This window comes from Phytoamicus setariae (assembly GCF_016722925.1).
GTDB classification, from domain to species: Bacteria; Pseudomonadota; Alphaproteobacteria; order Rhizobiales; family Rhizobiaceae; genus Rhizobium_E; species Rhizobium_E setariae.
Window position 1 is genome coordinate 86373 of sequence record NZ_JAEQNC010000012.1, and the last position, 23707, is coordinate 110079.

The window sequence follows — 23707 nt, forward strand, 5'->3', positions numbered from 1 at the left end:
AGGCCCGCTCTCATTTTATGAGCCCGGCGCGTTGCCGGACGCGCCAGTCATCAATAGACGCAATGATCGTTGAAGGTCTGACCCCAGAGCTTGAAGTTGTTCAGTACGTCGCCTGCCTTGGCCGGATCATTGCCGACAACCACCTGCGGGTTGGGAATGATGTTGACCTTGCTCGGGGCAAAATTGAACTCCGGCCGGGCATCCGTGGTATCGGGGGCGACATATTCGCCATCCTTGACCTGCTTGCCATATTCGAAATAGCGCGCCACGACATTGATCGAGAACCAGCCCTCGAGACCGGCCGCCTGGACGCCCGTTGCGAATTCCTTGGCGGTGCCGATCGCGGAAATGTCGGCAATGCAGGTGGCGCTGACGAGATAGACATCCTTGCCTGGAGTCAGCCCTGCTTCCTCGAGCGCCTTGACCGCGCCGGTCACCGGACCGTCCGACATGCCGTAGACGAAATCGATGCCGCCGTCGCGGATGCTCGGGATCAGCTGGCTCATAGCCTTGTAGCCGCTGGCGTTGTCGAAGCCCGCGAACTCCGTTCCGACGATGGTGAAGGGCTTGTCCTTGGTCGCATCCTTGAAGCCGGCCTCGCGGTCATCGCCGGCCGAATAGCCTGGAATGAACTTGAGGATCACCATGTTGCCGCCGTCTCCGTGCAACGTGTTGCCCGCCTTGACGAAAGCGTCGCGTGCCTCGATTGCATTTTTTGCAGCAATCTGCCCGTTGAAGAAGTCGTTGACGCCGGCATAGGCGACGACGAGATCCTTGGCCTCGGGCTGGACGCCCTGATTGACCTGGAACACGGGCACGCCGCTGCGGCTCAGACGATTGAGGGTCGCCAGTCCCGCCTGGTTGTCGGCCGGCCACCAGACGTAGGCGAGGGGTTGTTCGGGCATGCCGAGACGTTGCTGCGCCTGCGCATCCTGCTCGGTCTGGTCGAAATTGTTTTCGATTACCGTCAGCTTGTAGTTGCCTTCCTTGGCACTCTGCTCGGCGCCGCGGATCCATTGCGCCAGATAGGCGTTGCTGCGGCTCGGCATCAGCACGACGATTTCCTTGCCCTCACCGTCCAGCGTGCCATCCGGCTCCTGAGCAAGCGCTGGAGCGGCAAACGACATTGCAAGACCCACATAGAGGGCGGTCTGCGTATGAAACTTCATGGTTTCCTCCCAAGAATTACGGTTAGTCTAGTTAGGTTCACTCTCTTGTCAATCGATTGCATAAAATGTGTCGAAATTTTTTCTTCGAGCGATTATGTGTAGTTTTTTTGATTTTCAACTGGACCCGAGCAGCCAGGCGCACTGCCTTTTCAAGCAGACCTACGACGAGGCCCGGACGAGAAGCGATGGTGAAAATACGCTGGTTTTCCAGGCGTAATCCCGGTTTTCAATGAGGTTGCTCACCAGGCGCGCGGCATGCCTGCCCACCTCGACGGTGGGATAATCAACCGTGCTGAGCGGAATCGCCAGGACACGTGAAATCTGCGTGTTGTTGAAGCCGACGATGGCAAAGTCTTCAGGACAGCGAAAGCCGCCCGATCGCAAGTCCTCCACCAGGCCAATCGCGATGGAATCGTTGTGGGCAAAGATCGCCGTCGGGCGCGGTGATGCGTTGAGAATCGATGCAAAGCTGTCACGACCTTCCTGGGTCGTGGCATTCCTGACGATCAGCGACGACGGAACCTCGACGAGCCCCGACTGCTTGCAGACATGTGAAAAGCCAAGGGCGCGATTGCGAAACGTCGCCGCCGCAACGGGGCCTTGTACCTGACACACATACTTGTGGCCACGGGCTGCAAAATGGGCAGCAACCATGGCGCCGCCGGCTTGATCATCACAAAGTGCCGAAGGCAGATCGATGCCCCGAATGCTACGGATTGCCAGAACAATGGGCACTTGTTCAGCGGCCGAACGCAGGATATCGGCTTGATCGTCGCTCGCGGCAAGCGAAATGATGGCATCCACCCGCCGCGACAGAAACCGGTGAAGCAGATCTCGCGTCGCAGACAGATCATCACGCGTTTCGCCGATAAGGGGTGTGATGTTGGGCAGGCCGGTGCCGTGCAGTTCCGCCATGATCTGGCGCAGCACGGTGATGAAAATCTCGTTCTCGAGGTCGGAGACGATGATGCCGACAGTATCGGTGCGCCCCTTGCGCAACGCCGCAGCCGTCAAATCGGTCCGGTACCCGAGTTTCATTGCTGCTTCACGCACACGAAGCCGCGTTTCCAGGCCGACGAGATGGGACTTATCCTCGCTAAGCGCCCGCGATACGGTCGAGCGGTCGAGGTTCAGCGCCTCAGCGAGTTCCTTCATGTTCGGCCGCGAACTGCGGCTGCTGTCCTTCTTCACGAAGTCTCCTCCACGCTGAACACCGGCAAGCGCCTCCGCTCCGTCCAATGTGATCGGCACGTTAGTCTTGCAATCGATTGCAGTCAAGTCTCCTGATGTGATAAACCTCGCCTGGAAGAGCGGCGGCGGTTCGTCGTCCGCGCCGTTCTATCGCAAATGCGCGCACTCAATGGAAGCGTGAGGAGGAATGAGATGAGCAACAAGATGGCTCTGGGCTGGGCAGGAATCGGCAAAATGGGCTCTCCGATGAGCCGAAGGGTGCTTGCGGCGGGATATCCGCTCACCGTTTTCGATCCCGTCGCGGCGAACCGGGCCGACGTCGTTGACGAGGGTGCCGCCGTAGCACACTCGTTGGCGGAACTCGCCGAAGCTGCCGACGTCATATTCCTCACCGTTCCGAATGATCATGTTCTCGGGCAGATAGTGCTCGGCCCGGACGCCTTGGGGACCGCCATGAAGCCGAGGCAAGTGCTGGTCGACATGAGCACCGTCTCGCCGAAGATTTCCTCCGAGGTGGCGATGTGCCTTGCAGCGAAGGAAATCGATTATCTGCGCGCCCCCGTTTCGGGAAGCACAACCACCGCTTCCAGCGGAACCCTCACGGTCATGGTGTCCGGCAACGAGAGCATCTGCCGGAGATTGGAACCGATCTTCTCCTGTTTCACGTCCAGGCTCCGCCTTGTCGGCACGGGGGAAGAGGCTCGCTACCTGAAGCTGGTCATAAACTCACTGGTCGGCGCTACGTCAGCATTGCTTGGCGAGGCGCTGACCTTGGGCCGCAAGGGCGGGCTGTCGATCGAGACCATGCTTGATGTCATCGGCGAGAGTGCGGTCGCCTCCCCGCTGATCGCCTACAAGCGCGACATGCTGGTAAGCGGCGATTTCGACCCGGCTTTCACGGTCTCGCAGATGATGAAGGATTTCGATCTCATACTCGATGCTGCGAAAGGCGCGCATGCCCCGATGTATCTGGCGTCCCTGGTCCGGCAACACTTTGAGGCGGCGTGGGCCGGAGGATCGGCGGAGAAGGACTTCTTCGTCCTTTCCGAACACTATGCGCGACTTGCCGGATTGCAGGAGGCGGGCTCAGGGAGCGGTCTGCCCTAACGGCCAACCTCTTACCTGCCCTCGATTACCTCCAGCGCACGCCGTGCGAAGCGTTCGGCGAGCGGCGCAACATCGGCGGCGTTGGCGGCTGCGGCATTGCCCGCCCTTGCCCGGTCGGCGATGCCGATGAAGATCACCGCAAACCGAAACAGTGCGAAAGCCACATGAAACCGTTGTAGCGGAGCTGTGGGGATCGCCTCGTCGTAATAGCGTTTGAGAAACGCCGACTCGCTCGGCAGATGCAGTGCCTCGATGTCGAGGCCGAGGATGCCGCCATATTCACCCGGCGCGGTATGCCAGGGCATGACGCAGAAACCGAGATCGGCAAGGGGATGGCCCAGCGTCGAGAGTTCCCAGTCGAGAATGGCAACGACCCTTGATTCCCTAGGGTGGAACAGCATGTTGCCAAGCCGGAAGTCGCCATGGGCGATCGACACCGCACCGTCATCCGGCGGCATGTTTGTCGGCAGCCAATCAGCCAGCCGATCGAGCGCCGCGATCCGTGCACTCGGTGACTCCAGCCATTGCTTCGTCCAGCGGTTGATCTGGCGTTCGAAGTAATTGCCTGGACGGCCAAAGTCGCCGAGACCGACATGGTCGGGCCTCAGGGCATGCAATTTCGCCAGCGCATCCGCCATGCCGGAATAGATTTCGTTGCGGGCCTCGCGCGGCAGTTCCGGCAGGGCGCAATCGGAAAACACCCGGCCCTCTACCCGCTCCATCAGATAAAACGGCGTGCCGAGCAGATCTGTGTCCTCATGCAGCAGGATCGGCCTCGGCACCGGCACGTTAGTGGGGTGAAGCGCGCTCAGAACGCGATACTCACGTTCGATCGCATGTGCGCCAGGCAGGATCGGACCGGCCGGCTTCTTGCGCAGCACCATTCGCTCGCCGCCGTATGTGACGAAGTAGGTCGGATTGGACTGGCCGCCGCTAATCCTTTCCAGTTGCAAGCTTCCCCTGCCAAACTTTGCGGAAAGGAAGTCGCGCAGCAATTCGGGATCGAAATCGACTGACGTACCAGATGTCTCAAGCGTCACGACAAAGTTCTCACAATCACATCATTTCGCATTGTCGCCGTCGCCGGAGTCGCGGGCGATCTCGCGCAGAAGGAATTTCTGGATCTTGCCGGTTGCCGTCTTCGGCAGTTCGCGGAACAGGAATCTTCGCGGCAGCTTGAAACCTGCCAGCCGCGCGCGGCAGAAGGCCCCTATTTCATCGGCTTCCAGCGTACTGCCCATCCGCAGCTCTATGAAGGCCACCGGAATCTCGCCCCATTTCGGATCGGGCGCGGCGACCACAGCAGCCATCAACACGCCTGGATGCTGGTGCAGGACACTCTCCAATTCAAGGCTCGATATATTCTCGCCGCCGGAGATGATCACATCCTTGGAACGGTCCTTGATCTCGATATCGCCTTCTGCATGCACGATGGCCAGATCGCCGGTGTGAAATCTGCCATCCGCAAAGGCCTGCTCGGTCGCCTCCGCATCCCGATAGTAGCCCATCATCAGGGTGTTGCCGCGCAGCAGGATCTCTCCCGCCGCGGCGCCATCATGGGCCACTTCGCATCCGTGCTCATCGACGACCGCCAGCCGGTTAGCCGTGAGGTGACGCGTGCCCTGCCGCGCCAGCAACGCCGCCTTGTCGGTAGCCGGCAGGCCGGCTTCGTGCGTCGACAGGATGCGCATGGTCACGGGGCCGAAGGATTCCGTCAGGCCATAGAGATGGATCAGGTCGAAGCCCAGCGCATACATTTCGGCGATCAGTGCACTGGTTGGCGATGCGCCGCCGGTCGCCACGGTGATACGGCGGCTGGGGTCGCGCTTCAGCTTGTCGGGATGATTGAGCAACATATAGAGCACGACCGGTGCACAGGCCATGTGTGTTATATCGCGCTCGGCGATGACCGAGAATATCAGCGCCGGCTCGACCCTGTCCAGACAGACATGCAGCCCGCCGGCGGCGGTGATCGCCCAGGTGTGGCACCAGCCGCTGCAGTGGAACATCGGCAGCACCCAGAGGTAACTGGTCCGATGATCGAACCGCATGGCAAAGACATTGCCGATGGCATTCAGATAGGCGCCGCGATGATGATAAACGACGCCTTTTGGCTTGCCCGTCGTGCCTGACGTGTAGTTCAGACAAATCGGCTGCCACTCGTCGATCACGTTGGTGAGGAGATCATCCGGAAGGGCGCCGCCCATGTCCAGCAAGTGCAAATCGGCGGTTGCATCGGCCCTGCCGCTTTCCGACAGCCGAAACACCGGCACACCGTGTTCCGCCGCTGCGGCCGCAGCAATCGGATACGAGACTGGATCGGCGATCAGCAACCGGCTTTCGGAATGGCCCAATACATAGCCCACCGTTGCCTGATCAAGGCGTGTATTGATCGCATTCAGAACCGCGCCGACCAAAGGCACGGCATAGTGCGCAGCAAGCATTTCCGGCCTGTTGGCGCACATCAGCGACACGACATCACCGGATGATACACCCTGTTGGCTCAGAAAGTCGGCCATGGCGGACACAAGCGCGCCGAATTGGCCATAGGTCAGCTCGCAATCGCGCCAGACGACGGCCGGCCGCTCCGGAAAAATATGGACGGCGCGATCGAGAAAATCGAGCGGCGTCAGAGGGCGGTGGTTTGCCATGCGCCGCTCAAGATGGGGGTCAAGTCTCATTGTGTCCTCTCATGCCGTCTCCCTACGACATCGGTGGCAAGGGCGGTCTTGCCGGCATTGTCCTCAATCAAAACGATTTGCTTTCAGCGATTGACCGACGCGCATATCCGCCGACCATGCAGCCCGGGTTCGTCTTCATGGAGGCACGGTCCTTTCCGCCGCCTCCCTGAAGAAGGGAGGCGAGCAGAAGTGCTTCACGCTCGACAATCCCGACTTGATGGCCGCGCTGATCAAGCCCCCTGCAGCGAGACTGGCATGTCAAGCCGAGCAAATGCCGCAAACGTGGAACCGGCATCGACAAGCACATCCGAGCCGCGTCGAATTTCGTCGATGCGGCCGGGCCTAAACTTGCACCGCCTGTTCGCGGATCACGCCGGTGTCGGAGCGTGCTGTCGAATAAGACCGTCCTTCTTCAGCTCCGCCCAGAAGTCAGCCGGTATCGGCCGCTCGATCAACGCCACGTTCTGGTCGAGATGCTTACTTGTGCGTGTGCCGGGAATGTTGGTTGCGATTGCCGGATGGGCGAGAACGAATTGCAAAGCCGCGGCTGCCAGCGGTACGTCGTAGCGCTTGCAAACACCTTCGATCCGCGAGACGCGATCAAGAATCTCCGGGCCTGCCTCACTGTAATTGTAATGCGCGCCCTTGACCGCGCCGGTTGCCAGAATGCCGCTGTTGAAGCCGCCGCCCAGCACGACGGAAACATCGCGCGCCTCGCAGAGCGGCAGGAATGTATCGAGGGCATCCTGCTCGAGCAACGTATAGCGGCCCGCCAGCAGGAAGCAGTCGAAATCGCGCTCCCTGAGCGCCGCCTCGCAGACCTGCCACTCGTTGCAGCCGACGCCGATTGCCTTCACCAACCCTTCGGATCGCAGCTTTTCAAGCGCCTTGTAGCCGCTGTCCATGGCGGTGCGGAAATGTACCTTCTGCAATTCCGTGCCATGCGTGAAGGTATCGATGTCGTGAATGAACAGGATATCGAACCGCGAGATACCCATGCGCTGCATGCTGTCCTCGAAGGACCGCATGATGGCGTCATAGCCGTAGTCATGGATGACCTCGAAAGGCGGCATATCGACCCAGAAGAAGGATGTGAGCCCGCCCTGCGGGACCGGCTTCAACAGCCGGCCGACCTTGGTGGAGAGTACATACTCGTCGCGCGGAAAGGCGCGCAGGGATTCGCCGAGCCTGTGTTCGGACAGGCCATGACCATACATCGGCGCCGTATCGAAATAGCGAATCCCGGAATCCCAGGCGTGCTGGATGACGTCGCGCGCATCCTCCTCGGGCACTGCCCGGAACTGGTTGCCGAGCGGCGCAGTTCCGAAGCCCATCGCGGTGACTTCCAACCCGCCACGGCCAAATTTTCTCTTCAGCGATGCCTTCATCGCAGCCTCCTTCTCACTTGATGCGCCTACTTGATGAACGAGTATTTCGAGCGGTCGATCGTCAGAGACACGGCGAGAATGATTACCAATCCCTTGACGATATCCTGGGTGAAGCTATTGACCTCGGTGACATCCATGCCATTGGTCAGGATGGCGATGACGAGCACGCCGAGGAACGTGCGATGCGGCCCGCCTATGCCGCCGGAAAGCGCCGTTCCCCCCATCACCACCGCGGCAATGGAATTGAGCAGCAGGCTCGAGCCGGCTGTCGGGGTGCCTGCGCCGACCTGGCCTGTCATGATGACACCAGCAAAGCCGCAGATCGCGCCGGCCAGCATGAAGGTCACCACCTTGTAGAATACGACCGCAACGCCGGCATTGGCTGCGACGATCTCCCCGCCGCCGATCGCATAGAGATAGCGGCCGAGCTTGGTTCGGAACACGACGACTGTCAGCACAGCCGTCGCCAGCAGCGCGAACCAAATGACATTGGGGACGCCGAGCAGCGCCGCGCCGTTGACCAGATCCGGCAAGGCGCCGTCCATGAACAGGATCGATTGTCCCTGGGAGATCTGGTTCGTCACGCCCGACAGGATCGACAGCATGCCGAGCGTCACCAGGAAGGACGGCACCTTCAGCCCTGTCACCAGGCCGCCATTCAGCAGACCGACAACGCCGCCGACGCCGACGGCAGTGAGCGTAGCCCCGAACACACCGAAACGGTCGACCGTCAGTGCCGCGAGAATACCCGTCAGCGTCACCAGCGCGCCGACGGAAAGATCGATCGAGCCAATCAAGATAACCAGCGTCCCGGCAAGCGCCACGATCAGCAGCACCGAGGATTGGCGGCCGATATTGAGCGCATTGGCCGGCGAAAAGAACAGCGGGTTCATATAGGTGAAATAGGCGATAAGCACGATGATCGCGGCGATCGGCAGCACGATCGTTCGAAGGTCGAAGCTGCTTCGGGAATTCTTGGTGGACGATACTTCAGTCATTGAAAATCCTATAACATGGCCGCGACAACATCGACTTCGCGGGGCTTGGCACCCCTGGGCGCGTCGATCACCGCCGAAACCCTGCCGTCGCGAAGCACGAGAATACGGTTTGAAAGCCCGATCAGCTCGGGTAGATTGTCCGACACCAGAAGAACGGCACCACCGCTCGCGGCGATCTCCCGCATCAGCGAATAGATATCCTCCTTGGCGCCAACGTCCAGCCCTCGGCCCGGATCGTCAAGGACCAGAATCCTCGCCCCGTTTGCAAGCCACTTGGCGAAAACGATCTTTTGCTGATTGCCGCCCGAGAGCGTGCGGCAATGCACAGCCGGACCGGGGGTGCGAACTTTCAGCCGATTGATCCAGTCGAGCGCCATCGCACGACTGCGCCGCGCGGAGATCACCCCGAGGAAGCCAGCGCCCAACTGCTTGAGATTGGGCAATGTGAGATTCCATTCGACCGTTTCGGTGCCGATGATGCCCGCGATCGTTCGTTCGGATGGAACGTAACCTATGCCCTGACGGATGGCTTGGCGCCGGGAACCGGGCGCCAACGTCGTCCCGAAGGCCAGCACATTGCCCGAACTCTGCTGCTCGGCGCCCGCCACGATGCGGGCCAGCGACGACTTGCCCGAGCCGAGAACGCCCGCAACACCGAGGATTTCTCCATGATGTAGATCGAGCGAGACGCCCTTGAGATGGCCCGGCCTTTCGATGTTCTCGACGCGCAGTGCCACCTTCGGTTCCGGCTCGCGCTGGCTAGCCTCGCGATAATACTGGTCGTTGCGTTGGCGGCCGACGATCAGCTCATGCAATTCGGTTTCAGTGATGCTGCCGGTCGGCCGCTGGTCGATCACGCGCCCGTCTTTCAGGGCGACGACTTCGTCGCAGGTGGCGAAAACATCCGCCAGCCGATGCGACACCAGCACGAAAGACGCGCGGGATCGCCAGCGCCGGATGCCGGCAAACAGCTTTTCCGCCTCTACATCCGATAGCGCGCTGGTCGGTTCATCGAGCAGGATGATCGGCTCGACGGGATAAATGCGGCTGAGCGCGAACGCTTTGGCGATCTCGACGAGTTGTCGCTCGCCAAAGGACAGGGTTCCTGTGATCGCCGTCGGATCGATATCGACCTGCAACTCGTCCAGGACCTGGCGTGCCTCGTCGATCATCGCCTTGCGGCGCAGCCAGCCGCCCAGCGCGAACTTGTCTTCTCTTCCGAGGAAAATGTTCTCGAAGACGGGGATATTTGAAATAAGCCCCTGCTCCTGGAACACCGTCGCAATTCCGTTGCGCGCCGCTTGCGTCGGATGGCCGAAACGCACCTCCGCCCCGTTGATCGCAATCGAGCCAGTATCCGGACGCACGGTGCCGTTGACAATCGACAGCAGCGTCGATTTGCCGGCACCGTTTTCGCCGACGAGGCCGATCATCTGGTGGCGCCGGAGCACGAAACTTACCTCCGAAAGAGCCGTCACTCCCGGATAGGATTTTGTTATGCCGCGAAGTTCGAGTGCCGGCGCAAGAGCGCGCCGGTCACCCGCAGGCTCGCGAACAAGGGTCGCGGGCATGGACGTCATTTGAACGGGCCGGACTTGTAGTGGTCGGCATAAAGCTTGGTCACGGCGTCGAACTCCGCCTTCCAGCTCGCATCGCGGTAGGCCGCGTTGAGCTTGTCCTCACCTTCCTGGCCAGCCCACTGTGTCGTCGGGTCGATTGGGTAGATATTGTTCTGCGGATCCCAGTTGTCAGGATTGAGCGTGCGGCTCATCTTCTTGAAGTCGAACGGCAATTCCGCGCTTTGATAGACTTTCTGGTCGATCGAGGCCGCCGTTTCGGCAGTCGCGGTCAACGACCCCGTATAGAGCAGTCTTTCGGCCAGGGTTGGCTTCCAGCCCGCCAGCGCATCGAACAGGGTCACGGCAGCAAAGCCCGCCTGGTAAGGCGCGAGCGATGTGTTGGTGGCGACGTACTGCTCGCCCTTGGCCACTTCCTGCAGGCTCTCGGAAAGGCCGTCGATACCGGCGACCTTCACATGCGTCATATTGCGCTCCTTGAGCACGCTGAGCGCGCCAAGTGCCATGGAATCGTTCTGTCCGAACACGGCCTTCATATTCGGATAAGCCGTAACCATACTGAGCATGACCGTGCGGGCCTTTTCACGAACCCAGTCGCCACGCGGATTGCCGACCAGCTTAATGCCCGGAAACTCGGCCGCCGCCTTGACGACGCCGGCGGTGCGCGCATCGTCGGTCGGTGCGGCCAGTCCCTTGATATGGACGACTTCCCCCTCACCGCCGATCGACTTGAACAGCTCCTTGGCTACCTGATAACCGGCATCGACGGAGTTGGCGGTCATGTAGTTGACGAAGTAGTCGCCCACATCAGATGGCGTGAACCAGGCCGGAATTTCCCAGACAGCGGTGTAATAGATCTGGTTTTCCTGGCAGAGCTTGGCAATCATCGGCACTTCGCCGGCCGCGATGACTGTGTTGATCAGCATGTTGGCGCCCTGGGTGGGCAGGCCTCGCACCTGCGAGATTTCCCGCGCCGCGTCGTTGTCGTGGTAGAGCTCGATCTGCTCGGTACCCAGAGCAGCCGACGTCGCCTTGAAGCCTTTGATGAAGGCTGCCCAATAGTCGTTCGCGGGCGTGGCCACCAGCGTCGCTGCCTTCTTGGTTGCGGCCATGGCTCCGTTTCCGAAGCCGCCCATGCTCAGCCCTGCCGGCACGCTGATGCCCGCTGCTGCAGCAAGCTGCATGAAGACCCGCCGCGACACCGGATTGCGCAGATGCGCCCCGACCTTGATAATATTCTCCTCTTGAGACAAGCTTCACTCCTCCCTTGGAATTTATGCAATCGATTGCATTTGTAAACCGCAAAAACCGCTCTTCTCCCACGAACCCAACAATATCTTTGACAATAGGACAAGGTCGCCCGTGAGAAACGGAACGTCGACTCAAATCGGAGTTGATGGCTTCCTCCCAAAAACTCAGCGCCAGTTTAACCGCGTCGAAATCTTTGTCAATCGATTGCAGAGCGGCAAATCAGAAATCGCTTCGGATTTGCGAGCTAGCGCGCGCTCCGTGAACTTGAAAGACCCGCATTGCAAGGTCCAGGCCGACAATGCTAACTTCTTTCATGGATGCTCACTCCTCTAAATGACGTTCTGGCGAACATCACTTTGGCACATCACGATGCCGTCGGGAGGGTGCATCACCAAGCACGGCAATCCGAGCTATCGCTTCATCAGCAAACCACCTCGACCGGGTCAGCGTCTGCTATTGTTGACCCTTCAGGTAGCGACGAATAAGATTTTTCGACCAACGCTCTGAACGTCGGGTTTCTTGTATGCTCCCAAGACCTTTTACAAGCCACTTTTCCAGGTCTCATGTGATGCCACTTGCCTGCCTCGTTGTGGCTTTGACGCTTCAAATCGGGGGATCGAGGATCGAGCACTCCGGGACGTCCGTCTTCGTAGCCGTGTCCGTTCTCGCAATCGGACTTGTGTTGTCGACGGTGTTCGTCGTTTTGCAGCACGCCGAGTTTATTGCACATCATATTGGGGAACCTTACGGAACCCTCGTTCTCACATTTTCGGTCACGACGATTGAAGTGTCGATCATTGTTTCCATGATGCTCCACGGCGCGAACAATCCGACGTTGGCCCGTGAATCCGTATTTTCGACGGTGATGATTGTTTGTTGCGGGGTCGTCGGAATCTGTCTGACGTTAGGTGGATGGCGGCACCACTATCAGGATATCAAAAAACAAGGCACGGATGCGTTCCTGGCAATCCTTATCGCACTGACCGTGCTGACGATGGTCCTTCCCAATTTTACACTCACGACCGGTCCCGGAACGTTTTCTGCCACGCAACTTGCTTTCGTGAGTGTTCTCTCGGTCTTCCTTTATGGGAGTTTTCTCTTTGCACAAACGGTCAGTCAAAAGCAGGATTTCCTTGATGAGCTTGTTGGTGATACCGCGAAGGAAGGCCACAGCACTGCTTCCACGGGACTGGCTGTTCACTTTATTTTGCTGATCCTGGGCTTGATAGGCATCGTGCTGTTGACCAAACAGGTTGCCGCAGGTGTCGAAGACGGGCTTCAACTCTTGCACGTCGCGCAGACCGACTCGATTGTCGGTGCTTTGATTGCCCTAGTCGTACTGATGCCTGAGGCGGTATCGGCCATAAAGGCATCGCTGGCCAATCAGCTTCAGCGCGGCTTGAATATCGCTTTAGGTTCCGCTTGCGCAACAATTGGAATGACTATTCCGGCGGTCGCCATTGCCAGCCTGATTTCAGGACGAGGCCTGACGCTCGGTCTTAACCCAGGGGACACTGTCTTGATGCTGCTTGCACTCGTCATCAGTCTCGTCAGCTTTGGCACGGGACGCACTACGTTTCTCGCCGGGATCACCCACCTTGTCGTCTTTCTTGCCTTTGTTCTTTTGACTGCGATACCCTAGCACCACATTGGCGGGCCTTTGGCGTCAACTGCGTTAAGGGTGATGTCATGTCTGGATGGCGCCCGTTTGGCGATCTGATTTTGGCGATGTTCGCGCTTTACGGATCGGATGCAGTTATGTCTTCCGGATATCATTGGCAAAGTAACTGCCGAATTTCTCAGCCCAGAGCCGCACGGTCTGGTGAGAGACGATGACGCCACGGGCGGCCAGCATATCCTCGACGGTGCGCAGACTGAGGGGAAACCGGAAATAGAGCCACACCGAATGGCCAATCACCACTGCAGGAAATCGATGGCGTCGATAAAGTGGATCACGGGCAAGTCGGGTCATACCGATAGATCCCACATTTTGATCGATACTCGGTTAACGTTGCAATGCCCCTTTCTGCCCACAACACGCGTTCCATGCGCCATCGTGAAACGATCTAGAATGAGAACGTCGAGACGAGTTTTGCTGCTTGGGTGATCGCATCCTGCTGCCAGGGCCGCAATTGCTGTCCGGCATAATTCTGGAAAACCGGCAGGAAGGGATCGTCGATATGGGTTTTGATCCCCGAAAGCTGCTCCATCACGGCGAGGCCGCAATAGGGCACGTAGGCGGCCGAATATCCGCCCTCATGCGACATGACCAGCCGTCCGCCACAGAGTTCATCGGCGGCCTGCATAAGCATCCTCGTCATCTCGCGATAGGTGCCGCTATGCAGCATCATGCGGCCGAGCGGATCGGCACCCGACGCATCGAAGCCTGACGGCACCACGATCAGATCTGGCTTGTAGGCCCTCAATGCCGGAAGCACGACCTGTTCAAACGCAGCTATATAGGCGTCGTGGCCGCTGCCGGCGGGAAGCGGCACGTTGATGTTGTAGCCGAAACCCGCCCCCTCCCCGCGCTCCTCGCGGTCGCCGCTGTCATGCGGATAAAGACGCTCCTGGTGCAGTGAAATCGTCAGGACGCCCGGATCGCTCCAGAAGGCCGCCTGGGTACCGTTGCCGTGATGCACGTCCCAGTCGACGGTCGCTACGCGCTCGAACCTGTGCTTTGTGCGTGCCTTGAGAATGGCGACAGGAATGTTGCCGAACAGGCAGAAACCCATGCCCTTGTCGGCTTCGGCATGGTGGCCCGGCGGCCGCACCAGCGCGTAGCCGTTCTTGAGCTCACCGGACAGGACCTTGTCCATCAACGAATGCGTACCGCCGGCCGCAAGGCAGGCAATTTCGTAGCTGCCACGGCCGAAGGGCGTCAGATAGCTGGCGTCGCCGCCACGGTCGTCGCTCTCGGCCTTGATGCGTCTGATATAGTCGCGCGTGTGGAAGCGGGCGAGATCGTCCTCGTCAACAGGGGCGGACTTGACGCTAACCAATTGATCGGTCAGGCCCGAGACCTCCATGAGGTTCTTGAAGCGCCGCTTGGTCGATGCGTTTTCAGCATGTTCGCCCGGCTCCACGGTCAGGCTTGCCGGAAAGAACTGCGAGGCCGGTCCGGTCTCGTGCCAGAGATAGAGTTCGTGGAAATTCCAGCCTGTCTTCACGGCGTTTCCCCTTCAAAGGATTGTAGCTACAGTTGCAGATGGTGAGCCACACACCCTTCTCCGGGTGTAAGGCAACATCACGTCCATGCATTTGTCGCGGCCGTCGCCGGCCGCGACCGGCCCGAAGATCTCCGCGCGCGCGCGAGTTATGGCTCGTCTCCTTAACCTCCAAGGATTTTTTCGGCGGCGCGCTCGGCCACCATAATCGTCGGTGCGTTGAGATTGCCCGATACCATCAGCGGGATGGCCGAGGCATCGGCAATGCGGATGCCTTCGAGCCCATGTACTTTCATTGTCGCCGGATCGGTGACGGCCATCCTGTCGATGCCCATGCGGCAGGTGCTGGAAGGATGATAGAGTGTCGTCATATGGCCACGCACATACTCCGCGATCTCGGCATCCGTCTGGCATTCCGCACTCGGCGCCAGTTCGTGATCGATCAACTCGCGGATCGGTGATTGCGCCAGAATGTTGCGGTTGATACGCGCACCCCGGACCATGGTGGCCAGATCGATGCCAGCGGGATCGGAGATGAAATACTTCGGATCGATCGATGGATACTCGATCGGATCGGCCGAACGGAGCTTGATCTCGCCCCTGCTCTTGGGCCTCTGCAGGGTCGAATGGGCGGTGATGCCGGAGCGGCCTCCGAGGAATCGCGTGTAGTCGCGATGAGGTGTGATCGCACCGTAGAGCTGCAGGTCGGGTTCAATGCCCTCGCGGCTGCAGACATGGCCGCCGGATGCCACCCAGGGCGAAGTGCGCACGCCGGTTCGATGATCCCGCCATTCCTCAAAGCTTGCGGCGATGGTGTCGTCGGTCCACGCGCCGATGCCCATTGGCTCCTTGGTGTAGAATGTGATCGGGATATTGAGATGGTCCTGCAGGTCCTTGCCGACGCCCGGCAGATCGTGGACCGGCTTGATGCCGACGGCTGCGAGCTCGTCGGCAGGTCCGATGCCGGACAACATCATGATCTGGGCTGTACCGATTGCGCCACCGGTCATCACCACCTCGCTGTCGGCATGGACAGTTTCGGCAACGCCATTGACGAGGTAGTTGACGCCCTTCACACGGCCGCCCTCGATGATCAGCCCTGTGACCAGCACACCTGTCTTCAGCGTGATGTTGCCACGTTCGAGCGCCGGCCGCAGGTAGGACTTGCCGGTACCCCAGCGCTCACCGTTCTTGATGGTGAACTGGAAGAGTCCGACCCCCTCCTGCGCCTCGCCATTGTAATCCGGATTGTACTTGTAGCCAGCGGCCGTGGCAGCCTCTATCCACATGTGCTCGTACTTGTCGACATAGGGCACGTCTTCAATGTGCAGCGGCCCGAAATTGCCGTGATAGGGGCTGTCTCTGAAATTTGCATTGTTCTCCGACTTGAGAAAGACCGGAAAGACATCTTTCCACCCCCACCCGGCGCAGCCAAGCGCTTCCCAGGCGTCATAGTCCGACGGAAGGCCACGGATGTAGATCATGGCGTTCAGCGCACCCGATCCGCCCACCATCTTGCCGCGCGGCCAGAAGATGCGGCGACCGCGACAGCCAGCCTGCGGCTCAGTGTAATAGCCCCAGTCGGCGGAGGTGTTGAACATCGTCACCCAGTCCGAAGGGACATCGGAATTGATCGGCGCGGCACGGCCGGCCTCAAGCACGAGGATCTTGCGGTTCGGATCGGCGCCAAGACGACTGGCGACCACGCATCCTGACGAGCCGGCACCGATGATGATGGTATCGTACATGGATTTCCCCTTATTCTGTGGCCGGAGCCGGTTTTTCCAGCAGTCTGGCCGCAATGGCGCCGTCGTTTCGGCGTCGCAGCCAGCGGACGAGATCGGTTAGCCGTCCGACCAGGCCCTTGGGCATCAGGATGATCGAAACGGCGATGATGATGCCGAGGCCGAGCGTGCGGAACTCGCCCGCCTCGCGCATCAGTTCGTCGGCAGAGACCAACACGATCGTGCCGACCAGCGGCCCCCAGAAGGTGCCGACGCCACCGACCACGACGATTGCGATGATGAACATCAACTGCGACATCGACAGGATGCCGGGCCCGATCGCCTGGAAATGCGCGGCATAGAGGCCGCCGGCGAGGCCGGTGAAAAAGGCCGAGATGCCGAACACCAGAAGCTGGGACTGGAAGCGGTTGACGCCCCGCGCCACCGCATATCCGGGATTGTCCTTGAGGGCCCGGAAGGCCAGGCCGATCGGGCTTTTGACCACCGCATATGTGAAGATCATGGTTAGCGCGAAGAGCGTGGCGACGATGGCATAATTGCCGACCAGCCATTTCCCCTTGAGCATTGCGCGCATGCCAAGATCGCCGAAACGTGCAAAGCCTACGGCGCCGCCCGTGAACTGCCTGCAGATCGAACCGACCATGGTGTAGCACTCAGTATCGGTCACGATCAGGAGGTACATGGTCTGCGCTATGGCGAGCGACAGCAGCGCCACATAGACCCCGGTCAATCGCAGGCAGGCAAGCCCGACGATCAGCGAAAATATCACCGCGGCGAGAGCCCCGGGCACCAGTGCCGCCCAGACGTTCCAGCCGAAATAGAAGCACAGCATCGCTGTGACATAGCCGCCGAATGCGTAAATCGCCATCTGCGCCAGGCTGAAGATACCGGCAAAGCCGAAGAGCAGGTTCCACTGCGAGGCGATGATGGCATAGAAAAGCGCCAGCACCACCTGGCCGAGAATGTAACGGCTGTCGATCATGAAGGGCAGCGTGATGGCGGCGATGATCAACACGAGACTGATGAGCAAATCGAGGCGCGTGCTGCGGGTGAGGCCTTTGGCGGGTTTTGTCATCGACATTTCCTCACATACGCCGGATCTGGATACGGCCGAACAGACCGGCGGGACGCCAGATCAGCACGGCCATGACGACAAAGAGCAGCGTCGGAAAGCCCCAGCGTGCGCCGGCGGCATATTGGACGAAGGCTTCGAGCATGGCGAGGCCAAAGGCCGCCGCCACCGCGCCAGGCAGGTTGCCGAGACCCGCCACCACACACATGATGAAGGCTTTCAGCATCGGGTCGTTGCCGAGTGGCGGCGACAGTTGCGTCATCGAGGAGACCATAACGCCGCAGACACCGGCCAGCGCGCCGGATAGGACTAGCACCTGGAAATAGACCCGATTGACCGCCACGCCCATCAATTGTGCCGCTTCACGGTTCTGCGCGGTGGCGCGTATCGCGCGACCCATCCGCGTCCTGCTCATCAACAGCGCCACTAGGATCATCATCACAATCACGACCAGCACGATCAGCATGTTCTGATAGGGTATGGCGACAGGCCCGAACGCGATGGAGCCGGCGGCCGAGATCGGCTGTTTCAGCGGCTGGCCACCATAGAGCAACAGGATGGAATTTTCGAGCGCGATGCCGACGCCGACAGTGGCGATCATCACGTTGGATTCGAAGGTCGCCTTGTCGTTGCCGAGCAGGTTGCGGACCACGACGAAGTAGAGCAGTCCGCCCGCCACCGCGCCCGTAAGAACAGAAAACAGGAAACCCACCGGCGCCGGCAATCCCAGCGTCGTCGAGGCCGTGTAGGCGGCATAACCGCCAAGCGTCAGCAAGGCGGCATGCGCCATGTTGAGCATACCCATAGAACCCCAGACGAGTGAAAGGCCGACGGTTGCAAGTGCATAGAGCGCACCGGTCGTCAGTCCCGCAATGATGACGGATGAGAGAATATAGAGCATGCCGGTCAGCCTCCAAGATATGTTGCGAGAAGCTCGTCCCGAGCCAGCAACTCGGCGGGCGGGCCCGACCAGACGATTTCACCATCGTCGAGCAGATGCAGTTGATCGGCGAGGTCGGCGACGCGCGCAGGATTCTCTTCAACCAGCAGGATCGTGTGGCCGCTTTTCGATAGTTCTGAAATGACACCGTAGATCTGTTCGATGATTAGCGGTGCGAGCCCCAGCGACGGCTCGTCGATCAGAAGGATATCGCCGCCCATCATCAGCCCACGGCCGATGCCGACCATACGCCGCTCTCCTCCCGAAAGCGACGAAGCGATCTGGTTGCGGCGGTCGGAGAGTTTCGGCAGCAACGTATAGACCTCGTCGAGCCTGCGATCGACTTCGGCCTTGGACGGTGCAAGATAAGCCCCCATGAGCAGGTTCTCAAGAACGCTCATTTCCGGAAACAGCATGTCGCCCTGCGGCACATGCGCCACACCAAGTGCAGCGATCGCGTGGGGTTTTGCGATTGCTTCGCCACCATTGATGCTGATCGTGCCGCCCTTCAGGGGCACGATGCCGGAGATTGTCTTGAGCAGGGTGGACTTGCCATGGCCATTCGGGCCGACGACCGTGATAAATTCGCCGGCGGCGATATCGAATGAAATGCCTTTGAGCACGGTGAGTTCGCGATAACCCGATACCACGTTCCTCAGGCTCAGAACGGGCGGCTTGCCAGACGACGTCATGTCTGCGCCTCCCCTTCGGCAAAGAATGTCTTGAGCCGTTTTTGCGTGCCTTCGCCAAGATAGGTCTCGACCACCACCGGGTCCTCGGCCACCTGGCTCGGCAGGCCCTCGAAGATCTTCTTGCCATGATGCATGATCAGCACCCGGCTCGAAAGCGCCAGAAGGAAGCGCATGACATGTTCGATAAGAACGACCGTGAGCCCCTCTTGCTTGAGCTTGAGCACGAGTTCCATGATGTGGTCGATCTCGGTCGCGTTGAGGCCGCCCACCGGTTCGTCGAGAAACAGGATCTTCGGCTTGGTGGCAATGGCTCCTGCGATCATCAGCAGCTTGCGGTCAAGAACCGGCAGTTGCGCAACCGTCTCGTCGGCCTTGTTGGACAGACCCACGAAGGCCAGGGCTTCCTCCGTCTGCGCGCGAACATCCTTGCCGAGGCTGAAGCTGGGAACCGGGCGTTTGCCCTTGCCGAAATACGCGGCGATGTCGATATTCTCACGCACCGTCAGGCTTTCGAATGCCGCATTGAGCTGGAATGTTCGGGCCATGCCGAGCTGGCAGATCCGGTCCGCACCCATGGCGGTAATTTCCTGCCCGCTGAAGTGGACGCGACCGCCGGTGGCCGGCGTGATCCCCGTCACGACATCGAAAAAGGTCGTTTTTCCCGCACCGTTCGGTCCGCCGATGCCGACGATCTCGCCCTCCCATACCGTGAGCGACATGCCATCGACCGCTGCAAGCGATCCAAACCGTTTCACAACATTATCGCAGTCGAGCAGCGCCTGTCCGCCGTCCGTCATAGTACCGCTCCGTTCTCGATGGACACCGGCCGGCATATCCGGCCGGTGTGGTTGGCAAGCAGAAAAGCGCCGCGACTATTTGATCCAAGGTGGCAGAACGAAGTCAGCCTCGGCATAGAGCGCGGGCGAGATCAGCTTCGGATCGGTCTTGTGGTCCTGATGCTGCAGGAACTGATGCGGCATGCCGAGCGACGGATCCTTGACCTGGCCGGGATAGCAATAGGCCGACTGACCGGCGGGATCGGCGCGGTAGATGCCATTGACACCGCGATAGACGAAGCGACGCATGGAAGCCGCGACCTTCCTGGTGCCTTCCTTGTTGAACGGTTCGCTGGGCCCGCCCGCGATGGCGGCGGAAAGTGCCCACATCCACAAGCCGTCATAGGTCTGCGAACCCGTGAGATAGGCCGCATTGGGTCCGAATTTCGCACGGTAGCTCTCGCGGAAGGATTTCGAATAGTCGTCGGGCAGGCAACCGATGACCGTCGAATAGACAACGCCGTTGACGGCTTCGCCGCCGATTTCGCGGAAGGCGGGCAGCGAGGGGCCGTACTGCATGTAGACAAGGCTGTTGGTCGGCTGCGGCAGGAACTGCACCATGAACTGGGCGAGGTCCTGCGGTAGGAAGTGGGTGACGATGATTGCCGCCGGCGGATCCTGGCGGAGTTTGGCGAGCGTCGGGCCCCACTGGTTGGTCGGGAACGGCACGGTCTCGAACAACGAAACTTCGAAGCCGAATTCGGCAGCCTTATCTCGGATCGCATTGGCGATCACGACGGAATATTCATTGGCCGATGGAATGATGGCGATCTTCTTGTTCGGCATTGTCCACTTGCCGTTGTCGGCAAGCGTCTTGAGGAAATCGAGGCAGCCAGGGCCGTACCAATATTCCGGCGGATCGCCCTGGAAGGAGCCGTAATAGCGCTCCGGGTCGGTCTTGAATTTCTCGTTGTGCGAGATCAGCGTGTTGTAGTGCATAAAGATGATGTCGTTGTCGGCTGCGACATCCATCTCCGTCATGTTGGTACCGTAGTTGTAGCCGTTGATGATCACGGGCACGTTGAATCGGTCGACGAGACGTTGCATCGCCTGGCTAACGAAGTCCGCGCCCATTTCCTTGGTGTCTTCGACATGGATCTCGACCGGCCGGCCGAGAATACCGCCGGCGGCATTGATCTCCGCAGCCGCCAGCTCGAGGCCGTTCTTGAATTCGATGCCGTCGGCGGCGGAAATACCGGACATCGGCAAAGCCGAACCCACGGGAATGGGCGTTGCATCCTGGGCCTGGGCGGTGCTGTTCAAATCGGCAAGGAGCATCCCGCCAGTGGCACCGGCTCCGAGAACTCCCTGTAGCATTGCACGTCTGTTGATCATAACGAGTACCCCTTATTTGTTGGTTTCATGCGTCATGTGTCGTTCTGTGCTTACCTGGAAACGATCTCCTCCAGGCGGGCGGCGGCGGAAAGAACAGAGGCGTCCTGCCCCCTCGCTCCGACGATCTGCAGACCGATAGGCAGTCCGGCGACAGTGACTCCGGCCGGTATCACTGCAGCGGGTTGTTGGCTGAGATTGATAGGGAAAGAGAACCCGGCCCATTCAGTCCAGCGCTTGAACTCTCCGCCAGTGGGCACTTCCAGCCCGGCCCCGAAGGCGGGCACCGCTGTGCCAGGGGAAATCAGGTAGTCATAGTCGGCGAGCAGCTTGTCCATCGCCACGCCGAAATCGGCACGCCGGGCCTGGGCCGCCACCACCGCCGTCGAGCCGTATTGGGCACCTTGTCTCGCGATATCGAGGAACCCCGGGTCGATGCCTGCCCGCTCCGTCTCCGGTACCATCGAGAGCCGCATCGCCGCACCGGAAAACCAGTGATGATGGAAAAGCGACAGCAGGTCGTCGCCGGGCAGGTCGATGGCTTCGACGGTCGCCCCGGCCGCGCTGAGTTTGCCAGCCACTCTTGCGATGGCCGCCTCGATTTCGGGATCGAGCGTCCCTGCCGCCGGCTTCGACCAATATCCCATGCGCTTGCCGGCAAGGTCGGCTTGCACCGCATCCAGCGGCGCCAGTGCGCCCACACCCTGGGACCAGTCGTTCAGGTCCCGCCCGGACATCGCCTTCAGCATGATCGCAGCGTCGGCGGCGCTACGCGTCATCGGCCCGATATGGGCCACAGTACCAAAACTGCTGGCCGGATAGGCTGGCACACGGCCGAATGTCGGCTTCAGCCCGACAACGCCGCAGAAGGAGGCAGGGATGCGGATCGAGCCGCCGCCATCGGTTCCGAGGTGAAACACACCGGCACCAACAGCTGCCGCCACTGCCGCGCCGCCCGAGGAACCGCCGGAGGTCTTTTCCGCGTTCCAGGGATTGCGTGTCACGCCAAAGAGCGCGCTGTCGGTGACTGCCTTCCAGCCGAATTCCGGCGTCGTCGTCTGGGCGATGAAGGTCAGACCCGCCTTGCGCATCAGTGCAACGGAGGGGGCATCCCGGGAAAACGCCTGATCGGATGTGGTCGCGCTTCCGTAGCGCACGCTCCAGCCGTCGACCCAGACGATGTCCTTGATCGTCGTCGGCACGCCATCCGCTTCCGACAGCGGTTCGCCGGCGGCCCAGCGCCGTTCGGATTCCCGGGCGGAGTTGAGCGCGCCCTTGCTATCGACAAATGTGAAAGCATTGAAATCAGAGTTGATCTCTTCGGCACGGTCAAGCGTCGCCTTCGCCACCTCGACCGGCGAGAGGCTGCGGCTGCGGTAGGCGGCCGCCAGTTGCGCGGCATCAAGAAGGCACAGCTCTCCCGCCCCTGCGAGAGGGTTCCTTGACGGCATATCCGGTATTCCTTCGTTCGTTCCCGATCTGCTCTTGTGGGCAGATTCATTTGAATGGGCGTAGATTGGCGCTTTCAAGCGCCTTCATAAAATGTATTCTTTCATATTACTTATTACATTTTATGGATATTATTCATCATGAGGCTTAGCATCCGACAGTTGCGTTACGTCTGCGAAGTCGCGCGTCTGGGCAGCATTCAGGCTGCCTCCAAGGCCATGAACATCTCGCAATCTTCAATCCTTGCGGCCATCACGCAGGCGGAAGGCGATATGGGGGCACGCATTTTCGAGCGGCGCCCGTCCCGCGGCGTGCAGATCACCCCGGCTGGCGAGCGCTTCGTCAGCGCGGCCCGGATCATGCTGTCGGCAACAACCGAGTTCGACCGCGCGATCGGCGACCTTTCCGACCGTGTGCCGCAAGTCCTGCGCATCGGCTGCTTCGAGCCGTTCGGCGCACTTTTCATGCCGGAAATGCTGCGCCGCTATGTCGATCATGTCGGCGACGTGGAGATCGACCTCCTGGAGGGCAACCAGGTCCAGCTTCAGGCCTGGCTTGCCGAAGGTCTCATCGACCTCGCTATCCTCTACGATATCGGCGCGATCCCAACCGGTTCCATCACCCGCATCTGCAAGGTGCCTGCGCACGCGCTGCTGCATGCCGATGATCCGCTCGCCGAACGTGACGCTGTAACGCTCTCGGACCTCGCCACCCGCCCTTTCGTTCTTCTCGACATGCCCCAGACTGCTACCTACCTGCTGACGCTTTTCGACATCCTGGCCAAGCGGCCGGAGGTGCGCTTTCGTACGCGATCCTACGAGACGGCGCGATCGGCCGTTGCCTCCGGCTTCGGCATGGCGATCCTGAACATGCGGCCGATCGGCAGGGCAACGACCGACGGCTTGGCGATCGCCCGCCGGCCAATCCTCGACGAACTGCCTCCGCCATCGGTCAGCATCCTCGATCTCTACGGCAATGCCAAGCCGCTCTTCGTGCGGCTTTTCATAGAAATCTGCCGTCGCTTTTTCCAGGAGGTCGGGCCGGAGAGGTTTTCGGTGACTACCAAGGACAAGCAGGGGGCGTTGATATGGCCCTGATCGGGCGTTCAGCTC

Annotated in this window: 19 protein-coding genes and 1 pseudogene; 3 read left to right on the plus strand and 17 right to left on the minus strand. The window is 60.3% G+C overall.

Features of this window, described 5'->3' with window-relative positions; translation table 11 throughout:
• Positions 1–50: 50 nt before the first annotated feature.
• Both JJB09_RS19905 and JJB09_RS19910 read right to left on the minus strand, forming a co-directional pair.
• Positions 51–1169, minus strand: coding sequence for a sugar ABC transporter substrate-binding protein (locus JJB09_RS19905; RefSeq protein WP_201662395.1), 1119 nt, complete (start codon positions 1167–1169; stop codon positions 51–53).
• A gap of 159 nt (positions 1170–1328) precedes the next feature.
• A complete protein-coding gene (locus tag JJB09_RS19910; protein ID WP_201662398.1) occupies positions 1329–2447 on the minus strand; it encodes a LacI family DNA-binding transcriptional regulator in 1119 nt (372 codons plus the stop codon).
• 105 nt (positions 2448–2552) lie between these two features.
• On the opposite strand from JJB09_RS19910, the gene JJB09_RS19915 reads away from it, so the two are divergent.
• On the plus strand, positions 2553–3467 hold the full coding sequence (locus tag JJB09_RS19915; RefSeq protein WP_201662401.1) for an NAD(P)-dependent oxidoreductase: 915 nt from the start codon (positions 2553–2555) through the stop codon (positions 3465–3467).
• Positions 3468–3478: 11 nt separating this feature from the next.
• Here the strand turns inward: JJB09_RS19915 and JJB09_RS19920 are convergent, their stop codons facing one another.
• From JJB09_RS19920 to JJB09_RS19945, 6 genes are all read right to left on the minus strand, one after another.
• Positions 3479–4507, minus strand: a complete 1029-nt coding sequence (locus tag JJB09_RS19920; protein ID WP_201662404.1) for a phosphotransferase — start codon at positions 4505–4507, stop codon at positions 3479–3481.
• 21 nt (positions 4508–4528) lie between these two features.
• On the minus strand, positions 4529–6148 hold the full coding sequence (locus tag JJB09_RS19925; protein ID WP_201662407.1) for an AMP-binding protein: 1620 nt from the start codon (positions 6146–6148) through the stop codon (positions 4529–4531).
• 368 nt (positions 6149–6516) lie between these two features.
• Positions 6517–7536: an aldo/keto reductase gene (locus JJB09_RS19930; protein ID WP_201662410.1), complete on the minus strand. Its 1020-nt coding sequence runs from the start codon at positions 7534–7536 to the stop codon at positions 6517–6519.
• A gap of 26 nt (positions 7537–7562) precedes the next feature.
• The gene (locus tag JJB09_RS19935; protein ID WP_201662413.1) at positions 7563–8534 is read right to left on the minus strand and encodes an ABC transporter permease; all 972 of its coding nucleotides are present in this window, start codon (positions 8532–8534) and stop codon (positions 7563–7565) included.
• 8 nt (positions 8535–8542) lie between these two features.
• Positions 8543–10114 carry a sugar ABC transporter ATP-binding protein gene (locus JJB09_RS19940; RefSeq protein WP_201662416.1) on the minus strand — a complete coding sequence of 524 codons (1572 nt, stop codon included), beginning with the start codon at positions 10112–10114 and terminating at the stop codon, positions 8543–8545.
• On the minus strand, positions 10111–11364 hold the full coding sequence (locus JJB09_RS19945; protein WP_201662419.1) for a sugar ABC transporter substrate-binding protein: 1254 nt from the start codon (positions 11362–11364) through the stop codon (positions 10111–10113). Before JJB09_RS19945 ends, JJB09_RS19940 begins: the two co-directional genes overlap by 4 nt.
• A 677-nt stretch (positions 11365–12041) precedes the next feature.
• On the opposite strand from JJB09_RS19945, the gene JJB09_RS19950 reads away from it, so the two are divergent.
• A complete protein-coding gene (locus JJB09_RS19950; protein WP_425523746.1) occupies positions 12042–13004 on the plus strand; it encodes a calcium:cation antiporter in 963 nt (320 codons plus the stop codon).
• Between the two features lie 120 nt (positions 13005–13124).
• Here the strand turns inward: JJB09_RS19950 and JJB09_RS19955 are convergent.
• The 9 genes and pseudogenes from JJB09_RS19955 to JJB09_RS19995 form a co-directional block, all read right to left on the minus strand.
• Positions 13125–13334, minus strand: a pseudogene (locus JJB09_RS19955) (IS6 family transposase); the annotation flags it as partial.
• 94 nt (positions 13335–13428) lie between these two features.
• On the minus strand, positions 13429–14532 hold the full coding sequence (locus JJB09_RS19960; protein ID WP_201662425.1) for an arginase family protein: 1104 nt from the start codon (positions 14530–14532) through the stop codon (positions 13429–13431).
• 161 nt (positions 14533–14693) lie between these two features.
• Positions 14694–16277, minus strand: coding sequence for a GMC family oxidoreductase (locus JJB09_RS19965; RefSeq protein ID WP_201662428.1), 1584 nt, complete (start codon positions 16275–16277; stop codon positions 14694–14696).
• A 10-nt stretch (positions 16278–16287) separates the two neighbouring features.
• Entirely contained in the window at positions 16288–17349 is a 1062-nt protein-coding gene (locus JJB09_RS19970; RefSeq protein WP_246748807.1) for a branched-chain amino acid ABC transporter permease, read from the minus strand.
• A gap of 10 nt (positions 17350–17359) precedes the next feature.
• Positions 17360–18247, minus strand: a complete 888-nt coding sequence (locus JJB09_RS19975; RefSeq protein WP_201662434.1) for a branched-chain amino acid ABC transporter permease — start codon at positions 18245–18247, stop codon at positions 17360–17362.
• A 5-nt stretch (positions 18248–18252) separates the two neighbouring features.
• Positions 18253–18978, minus strand: a complete 726-nt coding sequence (locus tag JJB09_RS19980) for an ABC transporter ATP-binding protein (protein ID WP_201662437.1) — start codon at positions 18976–18978, stop codon at positions 18253–18255.
• The gene (locus tag JJB09_RS19985; protein ID WP_201662440.1) at positions 18975–19775 is read right to left on the minus strand and encodes an ABC transporter ATP-binding protein; all 801 of its coding nucleotides are present in this window, start codon (positions 19773–19775) and stop codon (positions 18975–18977) included. The genes JJB09_RS19980 and JJB09_RS19985 overlap by 4 nt, the downstream gene beginning before the upstream one ends.
• 75 nt (positions 19776–19850) lie before the next feature.
• A complete protein-coding gene (locus JJB09_RS19990) occupies positions 19851–21149 on the minus strand; it encodes an ABC transporter substrate-binding protein (protein ID WP_201662442.1) in 1299 nt (432 codons plus the stop codon).
• A 50-nt stretch (positions 21150–21199) separates the two neighbouring features.
• Positions 21200–22597 carry an amidase gene (locus JJB09_RS19995; RefSeq protein ID WP_201662444.1) on the minus strand — a complete coding sequence of 466 codons (1398 nt, stop codon included), beginning with the start codon at positions 22595–22597 and terminating at the stop codon, positions 21200–21202.
• 138 nt (positions 22598–22735) lie between these two features.
• Between JJB09_RS19995 and JJB09_RS20000 the strand changes: the two genes are divergently transcribed.
• On the plus strand, positions 22736–23692 hold the full coding sequence (locus tag JJB09_RS20000) for a LysR substrate-binding domain-containing protein (RefSeq protein WP_201662446.1): 957 nt from the start codon (positions 22736–22738) through the stop codon (positions 23690–23692).
• Positions 23693–23707: the final 15 nt, after the last annotated feature.

Bases quoted from the DNA above. Each gene is read 5' to 3' on its own strand.
- JJB09_RS19940 (WP_201662416.1), bottom strand. From the start codon at position 10,114: ATGACGTCCATGCCCGCGACCCTTGTTCGCGAGCCTGCGGGTGACCGG.
- JJB09_RS19970 (WP_246748807.1), bottom strand. From the start codon at position 17,349: ATGACAAAACCCGCCAAAGGCCTCACCCGCAGCACGCGCCTCGATTTG.
- JJB09_RS19930 (WP_201662410.1), bottom strand. From the start codon at position 7,536: ATGAAGGCATCGCTGAAGAGAAAATTTGGCCGTGGCGGGTTGGAAGTC.
- JJB09_RS19925 (WP_201662407.1), bottom strand. From the start codon at position 6,148: ATGAGACTTGACCCCCATCTTGAGCGGCGCATGGCAAACCACCGCCCT.
- JJB09_RS19990 (WP_201662442.1), bottom strand. From the start codon at position 21,149: ATGATCAACAGACGTGCAATGCTACAGGGAGTTCTCGGAGCCGGTGCC.
- JJB09_RS20000 (WP_201662446.1), top strand. From the start codon at position 22,736: ATGAGGCTTAGCATCCGACAGTTGCGTTACGTCTGCGAAGTCGCGCGT.
- JJB09_RS19965 (WP_201662428.1), bottom strand. From the start codon at position 16,277: ATGTACGATACCATCATCATCGGTGCCGGCTCGTCAGGATGCGTGGTC.
- JJB09_RS19980 (WP_201662437.1), bottom strand. From the start codon at position 18,978: ATGACGTCGTCTGGCAAGCCGCCCGTTCTGAGCCTGAGGAACGTGGTA.
- JJB09_RS19935 (WP_201662413.1), bottom strand. From the start codon at position 8,534: ATGACTGAAGTATCGTCCACCAAGAATTCCCGAAGCAGCTTCGACCTT.
- JJB09_RS19985 (WP_201662440.1), bottom strand. From the start codon at position 19,775: ATGACGGACGGCGGACAGGCGCTGCTCGACTGCGATAATGTTGTGAAA.
- JJB09_RS19995 (WP_201662444.1), bottom strand. From the start codon at position 22,597: ATGCCGTCAAGGAACCCTCTCGCAGGGGCGGGAGAGCTGTGCCTTCTT.
- JJB09_RS19975 (WP_201662434.1), bottom strand. From the start codon at position 18,247: ATGCTCTATATTCTCTCATCCGTCATCATTGCGGGACTGACGACCGGT.
- JJB09_RS19915 (WP_201662401.1), top strand. From the start codon at position 2,553: ATGAGCAACAAGATGGCTCTGGGCTGGGCAGGAATCGGCAAAATGGGC.
- JJB09_RS19905 (WP_201662395.1), bottom strand. From the start codon at position 1,169: ATGAAGTTTCATACGCAGACCGCCCTCTATGTGGGTCTTGCAATGTCG.